Source organism: Vibrio sp. Vb1337, from assembly GCF_033338715.1.
GTDB classification, from domain to species: Bacteria; Pseudomonadota; Gammaproteobacteria; order Enterobacterales; family Vibrionaceae; genus Vibrio; species Vibrio alginolyticus.
In genome coordinates, this window is sequence record NZ_JAWOTD010000004.1 from 211,609 (window position 1) to 226,114 (window position 14,506).

Sequence of the window (14,506 nt, forward strand, 5' to 3'; positions counted from 1 at the left end):
TTTATCCTTATTATTTATTCCATGCGCTCTTAATCAACCGTCCGGTTTGGTTATAAATACCAACCTGCTCAATATAATGGTGGAAATCCCTATTTTCAGAGACGATTCGGTTTGCAGATTGCCAATCCACGTTGACTCTCTCTTGAGCTGGAATGAGTATTTGGCTATCAAACAAAGATTCAGTATCCAGAATCAGCACACCAATCCCGTGCAAGCTCGACAACATTTGCAGCTCACCTTCAACGTCGCTATTTAAGCCTGTAGCAACAAGGTAGCCGAAATTGGCCCAACTCGAATTCGATACGGCTTGGAAAAAGTATTTTCGTACATTGCCTTTGGTAAGATGTTTCTTCACTTCAAAAGACCAAAGTCGAACCGAGCTGTGATTCCCACTGCGTACACAGCTTCTCACAATTTCATCCCAACCTTGGTCGAGCGGCTCTAGCGCCACCACATCAGGATGTAACCAGTGATTGCCACCGTTGCCATGAGAGTTTTTAGATTTACGCTCGTCAATGCGCTGACAGTAAAGACCCAAATCCTTGCTGAGGTACTCAATCAACATTGGGTAGAGATCGTGCTCGCTTAAGCTTTGCGGCACGAGAGGCGTATCGATGTCTGATTCATCTGCATCGCTAAGATCATCTTCCTGATGAGTAGGTGTAGGCTTCTGCTCCCAGTAGTAAACCCGAGGCCTTGGTTTGTCACGAGTAGCGACATTAGGACAAACGATTTTCGCTCTTTCAGTGCGTTCCCCACCAATTTCTGCTGCGAGCTGGGCAATCAGCTTTTCTTCGGTGTTGTATCGGGGGTTTTCTTGTTTCTCAGCGATTTCTTCTGGATATCGAAGCACAAATTCTTTGGCTAAATCCCGAGCAGTAAACTTCTTGTCGGGGTTCGCCTTGAGCGTTTCGATAATCATTTCTACTCGGGTTGCCATTATTCGACCTCGGCTAATTCTTGAGCCTGTCCTAACTCGATTTCGCCGGAAAGCAATTTAGGAAGCAGCGTGTCTCGTAGAGTTGAAAGCTCGATATTTTGACGAACGTTAGCCTCTATCTTTTGCAAGAGAGGCGCAATCAAAGCATCAAACTTATCCGCTAGTTCAACACCACCAAAAGCTAACGAGTAAGTATCAAAAGTCTTTGTTGTAATCGTATCGAATACAGCTCCGTGAGTGTTCTGCTGGAGCGTACTTACAGCTTGCTTCAAGTTGAAGTAGTTGTAGTAATCTCCGACCTCTTTACCGCGAATTCCATAGCATGATTGGTTCATGCACATATCAGTACCGACAAGGGCTAGCTTACCGACTGTGCCGCGAGCTGTGATAATTGTTGTTCCTTTTGGAAGTAACTTAGTCGAGGATTTATTTAGACCAAGTTCGGTAATCTTTTCATCGGTATCAACAACAAATACATTGCTACCTGATGGCACATCTTTAACTGAGAACCAAGGTATATCTCCACCCCAATAGGTTTCTTCTGAACGTTTAGGAGTACCGCCACCTGTTAACTTAATCAATTCAGATAGTGAACTGACTTCCCAACCTTCAGGAATCAAACCCAACTCAGACTCAACTAGCTTTTCGGGGAATAGCGAGGCAGTGGCTTCATCCATACCCTCAGGTTGCTCACCATTCATCTTAGCTTTTACTGGATCGAAATCGACAAACCATGACTTGAAGATGGCTTGCGCCATTTGTTCTAGGGTTTGGTTGGTAGCTTTATTTAGCTGCAACTTACGATCGATGGCGAGTAAAAAATTACCTATTGCTTGTTGATGTTCTCGATTCTCGACAAATGAGACTTCCATTTCTTTGATTGAATCACGAGAAAGTTCCGTTTGACCAGTTGTTCCCGTGGCAAAGCTTTCAATCAAACGTTGCTTTGACTTCATCAAATAACCAAAAAATAATGGATCAATTACGTCCTTGTCTGGTCTTACAATAGTTACATGAGTATCTACCGTAAGATTAGCTTCATTACCTAAAAATTGACCTACACGCCCTAATGTTCCAACGCCTGTCGAATTTACAAGTACATCATATTTTTGCACTAATTTTTCTGTAGGCACCTTTCTCTTAGATAGATCATTTAAACGGGCGAGTTCGAGATTAACTTGATAATCTCGAATACACTTTTGATTAACTACAATAGCCGCCCCATCGATGATATCTGTATACTTAGGGGCAATACCTCTCGAAACATAAGTTGTTAGCTCATCAGTTTTAAAGCGCATAACCCAACCCCGCTAGGTTCTTCTTGATCTCAGCTTCTAGCGTTGCTGACTCAGCAAACTGCTCGCTCAACTTAGCGGTTAGCGTTGCCATTTTCTCACTAAATGGGATGCCATCGTCTAGCTCTTCAGTCGCACCAACATAACGCCCCGGAGTCAGTACAAAATCATTCTTGGTGATTTCTTCAAGTGTTGCTGATTTACAGAAACCAGCTTGGTCTTCATACGCTACGCCATTAACTTCTTCACCTGTTTTCCAAGCGTGGTAAAGGTCAGCGACTTTCTGAATATCATCTTGGGTAAAATCGCGCAGTACACGATCTTTCATGTAACCAAGGTTTCGCGCATCAATAAACAACACTTCACCTTTGCGATCACGCAGCTTACGACCTGATTTATCAGTACGTGCTTTCTTGTTTTTGGTTAAGAACCAGATACAAGCAGGGATCTGAGTGTTGGTAAACAGTTGTCCCGGAAGCGCAACCATGCATTCCACCAAATCGTTCTCGACCAGCGCAGCACGAATTTCGCCTTCGTTATTGGTGTTTGAACTCATCGAGCCATTGGCTAGTAGCAAGGCTTGAGAACCATCCGGCGCAAGGTGGTAAAGCATGTGCTGCATCCAAGCAAAGTTAGCGTTACCTGAAGGAGGTGTACCATATACCCAGCGCGGATCGTTGTCATCGACACCTGTATTCCACTCTTTCATGTTGAAAGGTGGGTTAGCCATGATGAAATCGGCACGTAAATCAGGGTGTTGGTCATTGGTATAGGTACTGGCTGGCTCCTTACCAAAATCGTAATCCAAGCCACGGATTGCCATGTTCATCGCAGCAAGCTGCCATGTTGTGTAGTTGTATTCCTGACCGTAAATCGAGATTCTTTGTTTTTGCGTAAGCGGGTCAATCTCTTTTTGGTTAGCGCGGCGCTCAATGAACTTTTCAGATTGCACAAAGAAGCCGCCGGAACCCATTGCTGGGTCATACACACGGCCTTCAAACGGTTCAATCATCTCAACAATCAGCGAAACGATTGATGCAGGCGTATAGAACTGGCCGCCTTTCTTACCTTCAGCAAGCGCAAATTGGCCTAGGAAGTATTCGTAAATATGACCAAGTATATCTTTACTGTTCAGGGACTTATGATTAAACGGAATGGTCGCGATTAGGTTAATCAGTTCATTAAGTTTTGCCTGATCAATTTTTAGCGATGCGTAGTGCTTGTTGAGTACACCTTTTAGCTTCTGATTGTCGCGCTCAATCCCTTCCAATGCATTATCAATCAGATGCCCAACAGAAGTGATTTTCTTCGTCTTACCATCAATGACCAAATCGGCACCGCCAATGACCATTGGGCCATTGTCTTGTAGGAACTTCCAACGAGATTCAGTAGGCAACCAAAACACGTTTTTCTCTTTGTAGTAATCGCGCTGTTCCAGCTCAATCGCGATTTCTTGTTCAAGTTCTTCTGCCGTGTAACCTTCTGGGTCGAGGAAATACTCGTGGTCAGGGTTGGCAAAGTCTTGTTTTAGCTCTTCTTGGCGCAGCGTGAAGGCATCAGACACGTATTTAACGAAAATTAAGCCAAGCACCGCATGTTTGTATTGAGAGGCGTCGAGTGACGCACGGAGTTTGTCTGCGGCAGTCCAGAGCTTACCTTCTAGCTCTTTGAGGAATAGTTGTTCTTGTTCGTTCATTATGGGTTTCTTGAGTTCGAAAAATTGGCCTTATGATACCAGTAACTACGCAAATTTCCTTGAGTTCTGCCTTACTTAACAGTGATTTTTATGAAGTAAGGAGCACATTATGGTTGCTTGGAATAAAGGAAAAAGAGTTGGGCAGAAGAAAGCGTTTAAGTTGGAGGACATTTGGCGCATCCGCATTCGGTTGGAGCTTGAGGAACGGTTATTTGAATTGGCGTTGTTTAACCTTGCCATCGATAGCAAACTCAGAGCATGTGACTTGCGTAACCGCCGCAGTGGCTGCGTGATGTCACGAGCTATTGTGAAGCAACAGAAAACCCATCAAGAAGTACACTTCGAGATCACGCCTAAGACCCAACAAACCTTATCTCAATGGATTATCCTGAAGGGTCTGACACCAACCGACTACGTCTTCCCAAGCCCACGTCGTGAAGGTCAGCCAATTTCTTACCATTACTACACGACCATGGTTAACCGATAGGTAACGGATATCGGTTTAGACAAAACTCAATACGGCACACATTCGCTACGTCGCACCAAAGCTTCTTTGATCTATGCCAAAACCAAGAACTTACGTGCTATCCAGTTACTTCTGGGTCATGCTAAGTTAGAAAGCACGATTGAATACCTTGGTGTCGAGATTGAAGATGCGCTAAGGATTTCGGAGAGTTGTGAGACATAACAAAGCAAACCTTTAACCCAACACCTAAAAGAATAGCTGAGCAATGGAAGAAAGAAACTATCAAAGAATTAACCTGAATCGAGAGGTTATTGAAGCTACGATTCAGCAGTTTGCGGTGACAAACGCTTTTGAGGTAAGAAGCCTAGAACAACGCCCCGGAGGGAATGGACTTAGAGCCGTTGTAGGCAAAGTCGGCATAGAAGACTCGATGCTGGATATTCATTTTAACCAGTGCGGCACTTGTACACTCCAGTATATGATTGGCAAGAATCGAGAATTGGGCAAAGCAATAGCTGACACACTATACGAAACCATCCATCCTGATGAGTTTAATACTGTTAACTTAGTCCTTATAGGGATCTACGAACAAGATATTGAGCCAGTATTTGAAGAACTACTTGAGCAATCGGAGCATGTTGAAAGGATGGTCGAGGAAGAAACCTCTTCACGAAAAGTGTCAAAGCTCACTTCCAAGACCTATCAAGATTCAATCACTGTGACTCATCATAAAGGGACTCACAAGCTTCAAATTCAGGGAAAGCCCCTATCATGCTATAGAGAGTTTGTTTACTTTTTGACAGAACTTCTCGACTTATCATGTTTAGACAAAGTATTAATTCGTCAGGATGATAGCAGTGCAGAAATTGTTCGTGTAGAAATGGCCGTGCAATTTCTTGAAAGTGAGTTTGGTGAAGTTAGCAAAAAGCTTCCCCAAGCAATACGAAAGTTACTTTTGTCTAGCATATGTGTTAAGCTCGCAACCCCTGTGCTACCTGACTACTCCTTACTCCTCTATCCAGATCTTCGCTCCTTAGAGGGTGCAGTGAAAGATAAACTTACTAGTTGCGGTATTGAGATTGACGGACGTCAATTGGGAGATTTCTTTAGCTACTTGTCTCCGGGGAGCTATGCTTTAAGCAAGGAGTACTCTCAGTTAGTCGCTGATGCCGCGGTGCGTTCAAAACTAGGAGATGCCTATAGTTGGTATCACAAGCATCGTCATGGGTTATTTCACATGGCCGATATAACTGATGGTAGCCGCCTATTGGGGAACTTCGAACAATTAATCGCATTGTCTAAAAATGCGCACGAATTAATAAAAGAGATGTATAAATAACATGATATCAATCAGACAGCTACGACTAAAAAATGAGGCATTGGCTTTAGCTACAGCTACAAGCTTCGAAAGCCCATTGTCCAACCTGTCTGAGATATCTTCGGTATTGGTAAACAGACTTGGCTCTAATCCTCAACTAGTGATATTTGATCTTCTCTGCTCCAACGGCGACGAATGGAATCGATTTATTTCAATGGAGTTTGACGGGGGGAAGCTAGTCAGAAATACGTATAGAATAGTAGAAATTAACAACTCAACCCTGTACGAAGATCTAAAACATCTACAAGCCGCATACTTCAAACAAAATCCTAATTATTTAGAGGCATCGATCCTCTCCTAGCTGAAACTGTAGCGTTTCGCTTCACTGCTCGTAAGTCGCTTTTGTCCCTGAGCTAGGTGTCGTAACAAGCTTCTGGGAAATGGCGTAAAAAAGGCTCTCTAAGTAACAAATTTTTAGTAAATTTAGGTATTTTAAAGTTATGCCTTCATATCTGAGCGAGAAAGGAACAACTCACAATGAATCACATTGTTGATAGCCAGAATCTAAGCAGCGGGTTGATATTCGCTTAGCTTTAATTGAATCGATCCAGCTAATTTTTGAACGCGCCAGTTTAATTAACTTGTCAGCGTCACTATGTCCGTTTAGTTTCGCTATGGTTCCCCATATATATCCATTTATATAATTTTTTTCGTCTCCTAGAATATACATAGCGCCTAGGTTGAACTGGGCTTTTGCAAAACCTTGAGTTGCAGCGATTCGATACCACTTGATCGCTTCTTTTTCATTTCTGGCTAATCCTTGGCCATTTTCATACATAACTGCGAGATTATACTGAGCCTGAACAACGCCTTGGTCTGAGGCTAGTCGATACCATTTCATAGCTTCGTTATAATTTTGTGGGGTGCCTTGGGCACTGGCATACATAACACCGAGGTTATATTGAGCTTGTGCTAACCCTTGTTCAGCAGATAAACGAGTCCACTTAATCGCTTCCGTATAATCAACAGGTAAAGCTCCACCTTCGGCATATAAAAAGCCAAGATTGTACTGGGCTTGTGCATTACCTTGCTCAGCGGCTAGGCGGTACCATTTCGCTGCTTCAGTATAGCTTTGAAGAACTCCTATACCCTCAGCATACATAACTCCAACATTAAGTTGGGCATCTGAGTTACCTTGTTTTGCTGACAAGAGATACCACCTTAAAGCATCATTATAATTTTGAGGAACACCTTGACCACCTTGTAGCATGACACCTAGATTGTACTGGGCTTGTGCATTACCTTGTTCAGCGGCTAGGCGGTACCATTTCGCTGCTTCAGTATAATTTTGAGGTACTCCTTGGCCAAAGGTGTACATCACACCAAGGTGGTACTGAGCGCTTGCTAGTCCTTGTTCAGCAGACAATCGAGTCCACTTCGTTGCCTTACTGTAATTCTTCTGTACACCTTCACCACTAGCGTACATAAGGCCAAGATTATATTGCGCCCTAGCGTCACCTTGTTCAGCAGATAGGTAGTACCATCTCACTGCTTCATGAAAGTTCTGAGGTACAGTGTTTCCATTGTGGTACATTACGCCGAGCTTGAACTGAGCTTCCGCAACTCCCTGTTCTGCTATTCGAGTTGTGCTTTCAAGTACACTTTCAGCACATGCGCAGAGACCAAAGGTTAAAAATAAACAAAAAACTAGTCGAGCCTTACTCATAACATGACCTATAGACTGAATAAATTATGGGTGATTATAAACAAAGCATGAGCAACCAATAGAAAGTTAATAGGTTGGCTTAACATATTATTTCAACACATTATTAGCATAAGTGAAAGTTGATCAAACAATGGTTTATTGGATTGATGGCAATCTGCACGTAACTTCGGGTGGGTTATATGTGCTAGGCAACTAAGAAGGATTCGTTCCAATTTGCCATATGGGGATTTAATATTTTAGAGTGGATTATCTAAGGCGCTTATGTCCCAAGGTTATTCGCATCAAAAAAATGATGCGAATAAATGAAGTAATCAAATCACACTCTAGCTTGGTTATCGTTTGTATGCTTAGCTAACAATTCTGTTGATAGCGTTTCAGAACATCTAGCACCTCGTCTATTAGACTTGAGTGGTTAAGGCAAATAAAGCGAGTTATTGACCTCAGAGCCTGACTCGTTTTTGTCCCTGAACAGAACTACACACCCATTAATAGAAAAGAGGAAACGTCTTCATCCCCTCTAAGCTTATCCATAGTACGTATCGTCCATACCGTAACCACCAAGTTTTGATAGAGCTTCGCTTTCTTCTTCTGTAAGTGGGGTATTTAACATTCTGAAATACTCACCCATTTTCATTTGAAATGCTGCACTTTCGATAACCTCTCTAGGCACAGCAGGAAGCTTTGAAGAAAAAATGTCAATAATCGCAGTTTGAAGCTGGTCATCATCACAGAACAAATATAACTCTTCAGAAGTATCTGAGTCTCGACAAGACTTTGCGAAAAAAGTGAGGTCACTATGGCCTTTATGGCCTAACGCCTGAGAAAGCCAATCATTTCTCTTGAAAGCTGAAATTGGAGAAGTTTCTGATTCATCAGAAATCAGATCTGCAAATTGTTTGGCTGATTCTTTAAACTGCTTAAGCTGTGAAAGGTAAACTGGATATTTGGGTTTGTTAGACATGTATCAATCCTCGTTTATTGGGCTAAAGACATGCAATGTGACTCTCACACACTATTCCCAATGAGCATTGATTCATTAGTTAAGTAGAAAGCGCCTTGACCACGAGTCAGGTCTAGGTGGCGTCAAACCTAACCTGTAAAATATCAGGTGGATAATAAGGTTGTCAATGGCCTTAAAGTATCCTCCTCATCTTGCTCTTGTCCCCTTGTAATTGACCAGTCATATTAGATGCCCGTACTATGAGTTCATAATCGACATTACGTATTGGTAGCCACAAGTGGAACCATCAAAACAACTAACTTGGGTCAAAGGCTTAAAGACAGCGTACCAGTGCCTTGGTGCTACTCAACGAGACCAATACTCTTGGGTAGCTAAAACCGATCAAATCTATGTATTCTCGGCGGAAACAGACCACAGGGCTTGGTCATAAACCTCTAAGTATTAGCCATTCAAAAGAACTATTTGAAGCTGTCACAGATGCATTTTCTCGATCTATCGAATGCTATGTGATACTGGTAAAAGGCACTAAATTTGGAACTTCCAAAGGAGGGGTTAAAGCTGGTTATGACAGTCATTTGTGGAGAGTCAAGGAACTCAATGATTCGGTTGAGAACGGTTATGAGTTCAAGCTCTGCCGGACACGATAAGCTTTAGTAGTACAACACGGTGAACTCAAACTCTCTTCTGTCCCAAATACGCTACGCACTCGTAGTGTAACCCTCCCCAAAAGTGAATAGTTCTTTAGCCCTAAACGGCTAAATCCCGAATATTAGCCATAAACGGCTAAATTTGCATTATTAGCCATAAATGGCTAAATTAATATCTGCACGCAACAAGGAGTCTTAATGTGGAGTCTGCCTCTAAGCCTATCGCAGTAATCAGCGGCGATATTGTCAACTCAACCAAGCTAACGTCTGATCAGTTTGATCAACTACTTAAACGAATTAAAGATATTCAGGGATTGATCACCAAAGGAAATTCATCAAATGCGCATAGTATTGAGCGTGGCGATGAGTTTCAGACTGTGGTGCATGATATTGAAAACGCTCTGAGATACACCATCATTTATCGTGTTGGCATCAAAGCGCTTGGAAAAGAATTTGATTGTCGCATTAGCTTTGCTATTGCCTCTAATACCGATTTACGTGTGTTGGTCTCTGAGTCGATGGGTGAGGCATTTGTTCTTTCCGGGCGTGGGCTAAAAGCCTTGAAAAGCGAAAGATTGTTATTTAGCTCTGATCGGTTCGAACTCACGGAGCACTTTGACTTGCTGTTTAAATACCTCGATAGACAACTAACAGAATTAACGTCCCGCCAATGTGAAGTTATGCTACCGATGCTTCAAACCAATGAAGGTTTGTCTATTAGTGAGTTAGCTGAAAAGCTCGATGTCGCTACTGCCACTGCCAGTAAGTCACTTAAAGCATCAGGTTGGCAGCTAATCAGTGAGCTAAATTGGCGATTCATAAATCAAGTTGCGGGACTCAAGTATGTTTGATTTTTTTAGTGCTCTAATACCGTTCTTGATGGTTCACATCATCTTTGATTTTTACCTCCAACCAAACAAATGGGTAAAAGCAAAGAAGAAATACACTTACCGTTCAACTGAGCTGTACTTTCATTCACTGCTACACGGCGTCGCATTATTAGCTCCTGCTATAGTGTTAGGTATTGATTGGCGCTCAACAGCTTGCTTGGTAACTATCGTAGCGGTAAGTCATTTTATTATCGATTTGTGGAAGGTAAGAGCAACAAATGGTGATAAGTTTTCCTATTTGATTATTGACCAGACTTTGCATGTATCGGTGCTCGCAGCCATTGCCTTTCACATGACAGATGGTCTTACGATTGATGCCGTGCTTAAACATGATAAGTTCTCAGATGGTGTTGTGGTCGCCTTCGCTTACTTGCTAATCCTCAAGCCGACCTCGATTGTGATTAGCGGCGTATTAAAAAAATACCCAATACCTAGCAAAGATACCGATAACAATGGTCTGATAGCAGGTGGCGAGTTGATCGGATACTTAGAGCGCCTGTTAATACTGACCTTTACGCTTGTGGGGAGCTATTCTGCGGTGGGTTTTGTATTGGCGGCCAAGTCAATATTTAGATTTGGTGAGTTGAATAAATCAGCCGACCGAAGCATGACCGAGTATGTGCTGATCGGTTCATTGGTATCGGTTGTGATCACAATATTGATAGGTACTTTAGTGTCAGTTGGTTTGGATGCGAAAATAAAGTAATTGGCTGAAATTGTCCCCTCGAAATACGGAAAGGGGGGACAAGCATTTTAGATTAGGTGCACTAAGGCGCTTTTGTCCCAAATTGTGAGTTACAACCTAGCAGATCGTTAATACGACTTAATAATGGCTAATAAACGGGTTTGTAAAGTCGATTATGAGTTACTATACATACGTTCAGTCTAAACTTTCTTTACTCGCGCTTTTTTCGACATACATGTTTTCGTCGGCTTTAGTTATCGCTGATTCTAGAGAAAAATCTGATCCTTCAATAATATACTTACCTATTGAGGTTCCTATCTTCACCTTAATTTTATCTGTTTTTATTGGGCTAGAGAGTGTATTCTCAATCCTCGATATCACCTCTTCTGTGTAGTATTCAGCTTCTGCATCGTTGTTTCCAACGCTCCCTAGGAATACGACAAACTCATCGCCACCATACCTTGAGACTAGATCGGAAGCTCTCACGCTGCTTTTCATACGCTCTCCTACTTCACGTAATATTTGGTCTCCTATTGCATGACCATACTCATCATTAACTTGTTTAAAATCGTTCAAGTCAATAAATAGCAGAGCAGAAAAAGTGTTTGTACTTATCCTCTTCTTTAGGTCTCGTTGTACACTTTCGATTAACCCACGCCTGTTGAGAAGTTTGGTTAATTCATCCATTCGAGCTTGCTGGTGAGCCTTCCTTTCTAGTTCTTTTTGCTTTGTAATGTCAGTAGAAACACCTAAGATTGCAACAACCTCATTAGAAGCTTCGGAGCTATAAATTGGTGATTTCACTTCAAGATAAGTCCTTTGTTTACCTTCTATATCATTAATGGAAACCTCTTCTCTAGTCACTTTCCCCTTGAGGACCTTAGCATCGATATGCTTCATGAATTCAACGGTATCCTCTGGTAAGAAATCCGAGTCTTTTACTTGACTCAGTTTTTTCTTATCAATTCTCATTAACTGCAGGCTTAGATTATTCGCATAGATATATCTGGACTGTGTATCTTTTATGAACACATATGTCTCGAGATGATCAAGAGACTCAATAAGATCATTAAGATTAACTCCTAACCTTCTTAATTGAAGATACATAATGACCTCCAGCATACATCAAAACAGTTACGAATATGAAAGCTGTTTGTTATATTCATTAATTTTCTAAACCACATTTGAGAGTATTGGTTCTAGCAATCACTAAGGTAGTATTAAGTGTACAACTTAATACTAGTACTAAAGAGCCATAAATGTGGGAAGATTTTTGGTTCGCATCTGGTTTTCTAAAAGAGTTAGTATTGATGCTGCTGTTAAATACGATGCCCTCCAAGGGTGAAATATGGGATAGTAATAGCGCCAAAACTTTACTATTGGCGCCATAGTCTCTTGTTAGGTGTTGAGTAAGTTATCTACAAGTGGAAATTCCGTTTATCGCACTGGACGCCCCTTTGAGGGTGTATGTCGCACTGCTGTTGTTGGACATATTAGTAAACTTCACCCAATTACCACGCACTAAAGCATTAACAATTTCGTTATTTTTCTGAATATCTTTAGCCTTCGTTCGTATAACTAATGCTGATTGGTTATATATTGTCCCCGAATCTTTATCAGTTTCCCATTTAATGACATCGCCATTCTCTGAGTATATATCTTTTACAGAAACTCTATACGTTCCTTTAGAAGGCAAACAATCTACAACTAAACCATAAAACCTAGAATCATCAGCATTGTCGGATTTAGGTAAAACGATTGCAGCGGAGCTACCAAAAGGAAGCCACTTTTTATTTGTATACTGCTCAGCACCAGCCAATACAGAGGAGGTAAATATAAGTGCGATTAAAGGGAAAATTTTATTTTTCATAAATTAACCATCGAAAAAGCAATACTATATAAAACTTAAAGTATGCGATAAGGCCAGAAAAAGCCAACACCGCATTAGGGGAAAAAAGCCACTACATCATAAATGTTTTAACCAAACATATAAAGGCTGATAATATCTTTTGAATATATCGTTATGTGCCTATTTAAGGTTAAAAAAACGGTTCACTAGTTTAGAAATGGACAAACTTTCCGAATACTCAAGAATATTTGGCATTAAAAATCCAGTTAGCAAAGAAATAAAAACTTGTCCATATATATTGGGGGTAGACTCTTGAGCAAACCCGAGGTAATAAAGTCCAATTAACAGTCCTAAAAATCCAGATAAGAGCGTACAGGCCAAGACAAAAGCACCACGCTCTGACATATTGTGACGAGTTTGCTTTTTTGGCTGGTCATTATACGAGCTATCAATGGTCCGAAACCTGGGTAAACGCTTACCCTTAATATCATGCCAAACACCAATTAAAGCTCCGCCAACAGCCGAAGCCCCCGCGTTATTGATAAGTAAAGCTATCTCTAGTTCATTACTCACTTACTATTCCTCTCATGTTATTTTTGAGAACAAGTCTATTTTTCTAGACGAAAGAAAGACATTTTCACCGCTCTAAAGTGTATTATTTCTTCTTGACACCTAGTAGATACCCAGTAATTTTATTAATTGAATAACAATCTATTATACAATACACCGCATATCTTTAGAAAGTCTGAGGTACTAAACGCAAGTATACATTTTGGTAAGGTGAATATAAGTTAACACAAACGGTTAAAATAATCCTAACCAATTTATATCACTTAGCTACTTGGAATTACATTTACCACCGTCACTATAGCAGTTGGACGGAGCTAGACCCCAAAAGAGTTTAATAATGCAGTGAAGTGATCGAACTTTAACGTTAATATCAGCCCTATTCCAACCCATCCTTAAAGCGCTGCTCCAATTTTTGAGTGTGCATGACCCCATCTTAAACGCCTTATTATATTCTTGTACTGTACCTATGTTTTATAGCTTTTCTAAAAGAAAGAGTCGCCTCTCCGGCGACTCTTTTCAATCATATAATGATTACTTATTCGTCATTATTGTGTTGTAACACTCAACACTAGAGGGTAGAGCCAATATATGACTGTGGTTGTGATAATAAAATACTTAGGTTCTGCTTTAACCCACTTAGAAAGAACATAGATAATAAACGCAGACAAAACATCAAAAAAATGAGGCTCTCGGAAGTCAAATATGATGTTCACTACAATCAAACTGATTATTATGCAGCCATATAATAATCGTTCTTTCTTCCCATTTAACAGAGTAAAGCAAAGCACCAAGTATGATGCGACTGCCAACGTCCAGATTAAATATGACAACTGCTACACGCTCCACCAGCAGAGACACCTAAAGCACCACCTGCAACTACTCCAAACTGACCAGCTCCCATCAATGGACCCAATGCTCCACCAAGCGCTCCTGAGAATGCTCCAATAACAATAGGTCTAAGGCCAGCGCTAGGGTTCGAAGCTACAACTCCCATTCCGCCCAAAATTGCTCCACCAATAGCACTAGGAATCCAAACGGCTAAAGGTGCAATCCTTTGATTCACGTTTGCTTTTTTACCACCATAATCACGAGCTACAACGATGCCTCGTTCTTCTTTACTAACTACAGCGCCTTTAGAGTTTGCGACTACAAGCCTACCTGTAGTAATTACATACTCATTTGGATAAACAATATGAGTAGAGTCTTTTAAGCTAACCACCTCAACGGGGTTTGACGATAGATTAACAAACGTGACCTGAGCATCTTCTGTTTCAATGCAGTATGGACGTTCATCAGGTATTTGATGGTGCTCTTTTACCTTTACAACATTACAAAGAGGCGGATATGAAGCCATTGCGAGAGTTGGTGTAATAGTGGAAAACAGGAATAAAAATATCAAAGTATATATACGCATAATACAGCCCTTACAACTTAACTGACTTTAATGTAAATGATAATGATTT

General features: G+C 41.2%; 13 protein-coding genes and 1 pseudogene. 5 read left to right on the top strand and 9 right to left on the bottom strand.

All coding sequences use genetic code 11. The features are described 5' to 3' along the window. Positions 1–10: 10 nt before the first annotated feature. The 3 genes from R7E42_RS06535 to R7E42_RS06545 are packed head-to-tail and all read right to left on the bottom strand — an operon-like array spanning position 11 to position 3,931. Positions 11–940 carry an HrgA protein gene (locus R7E42_RS06535; RefSeq protein ID WP_318072480.1) on the bottom strand — a complete coding sequence of 310 codons (930 nt, stop codon included), beginning with the start codon at positions 938–940 and terminating at the stop codon, positions 11–13. After that, on the bottom strand, positions 940–2,238 hold the full coding sequence (locus R7E42_RS06540) for a restriction endonuclease subunit S (protein ID WP_318072481.1): 1,299 nt from the start codon (positions 2,236–2,238) through the stop codon (positions 940–942). Before R7E42_RS06540 ends, R7E42_RS06535 begins: the two co-directional genes overlap by 1 nt. Continuing rightward, a complete protein-coding gene (locus R7E42_RS06545; protein ID WP_318072482.1) occupies positions 2,228–3,931 on the bottom strand; it encodes a class I SAM-dependent DNA methyltransferase in 1,704 nt (567 codons plus the stop codon). The genes R7E42_RS06540 and R7E42_RS06545 overlap by 11 nt, the downstream gene beginning before the upstream one ends. Positions 3,932–4,040: 109 nt before the next feature. Between R7E42_RS06545 and R7E42_RS06550 the strand changes: the two are divergent. The 3 genes and pseudogenes from R7E42_RS06550 to R7E42_RS25930 all read left to right on the top strand — a co-directional run bounded on the left by R7E42_RS06550 (position 4,041) and on the right by R7E42_RS25930 (position 6,076). Further along, a pseudogene (locus tag R7E42_RS06550) lies at positions 4,041–4,619 on the top strand (tyrosine-type recombinase/integrase). Between the two features lie 43 nt (positions 4,620–4,662). Further along, positions 4,663–5,736 (top strand): type II toxin-antitoxin system RnlA family toxin, encoded by a 1,074-nt coding sequence (locus R7E42_RS06555; protein ID WP_318072483.1) that lies wholly within the window; start codon positions 4,663–4,665, stop codon positions 5,734–5,736. A gap of 1 nt (position 5,737) precedes the next feature. After that, a complete protein-coding gene (locus R7E42_RS25930; RefSeq protein WP_411978973.1) occupies positions 5,738–6,076 on the top strand; it encodes a type II toxin-antitoxin system RnlB family antitoxin in 339 nt (112 codons plus the stop codon). A gap of 171 nt (positions 6,077–6,247) precedes the next feature. Here the strand turns inward: R7E42_RS25930 and R7E42_RS06560 are convergent, their stop codons facing one another. Further along, positions 6,248–7,441, bottom strand: a complete 1,194-nt coding sequence (locus R7E42_RS06560) for a tetratricopeptide repeat protein (protein WP_318072484.1) — start codon at positions 7,439–7,441, stop codon at positions 6,248–6,250. 523 nt (positions 7,442–7,964) lie between these two features. Further along, entirely contained in the window at positions 7,965–8,402 is a 438-nt protein-coding gene (locus R7E42_RS06565; RefSeq protein ID WP_048626767.1) for a hypothetical protein, read from the bottom strand. An 847-nt stretch (positions 8,403–9,249) separates the two neighbouring features. On the opposite strand from R7E42_RS06565, the gene R7E42_RS06570 reads away from it, so the two are divergent. Next, positions 9,250–9,900 carry a hypothetical protein gene (locus tag R7E42_RS06570; protein WP_048626769.1) on the top strand — a complete coding sequence of 217 codons (651 nt, stop codon included), beginning with the start codon at positions 9,250–9,252 and terminating at the stop codon, positions 9,898–9,900. After that, positions 9,893–10,645 (top strand): DUF3307 domain-containing protein, encoded by a 753-nt coding sequence (locus R7E42_RS06575; protein ID WP_318072485.1) that lies wholly within the window; start codon positions 9,893–9,895, stop codon positions 10,643–10,645. The genes R7E42_RS06570 and R7E42_RS06575 overlap by 8 nt, the downstream gene beginning before the upstream one ends. A gap of 174 nt (positions 10,646–10,819) precedes the next feature. Here the strand turns inward: R7E42_RS06575 and R7E42_RS06580 are convergent, their stop codons facing one another. The 4 genes from R7E42_RS06580 to R7E42_RS06595 all read right to left on the bottom strand — a co-directional run bounded on the left by R7E42_RS06580 (position 10,820) and on the right by R7E42_RS06595 (position 14,457). Next, a complete protein-coding gene (locus R7E42_RS06580) occupies positions 10,820–11,731 on the bottom strand; it encodes a GGDEF domain-containing protein (protein ID WP_318072486.1) in 912 nt (303 codons plus the stop codon). A gap of 307 nt (positions 11,732–12,038) precedes the next feature. Then, positions 12,039–12,494, bottom strand: a complete 456-nt coding sequence (locus tag R7E42_RS06585; RefSeq protein ID WP_318072487.1) for a hypothetical protein — start codon at positions 12,492–12,494, stop codon at positions 12,039–12,041. 159 nt (positions 12,495–12,653) lie between these two features. After that, positions 12,654–13,046, bottom strand: a complete 393-nt coding sequence (locus R7E42_RS06590; RefSeq protein WP_318072488.1) for a hypothetical protein — start codon at positions 13,044–13,046, stop codon at positions 12,654–12,656. A gap of 814 nt (positions 13,047–13,860) precedes the next feature. Then, positions 13,861–14,457: a hypothetical protein gene (locus tag R7E42_RS06595; RefSeq protein ID WP_248394251.1), complete on the bottom strand. Its 597-nt coding sequence runs from the start codon at positions 14,455–14,457 to the stop codon at positions 13,861–13,863. Between the last annotated feature and the right edge of the window lie 49 nt (positions 14,458–14,506).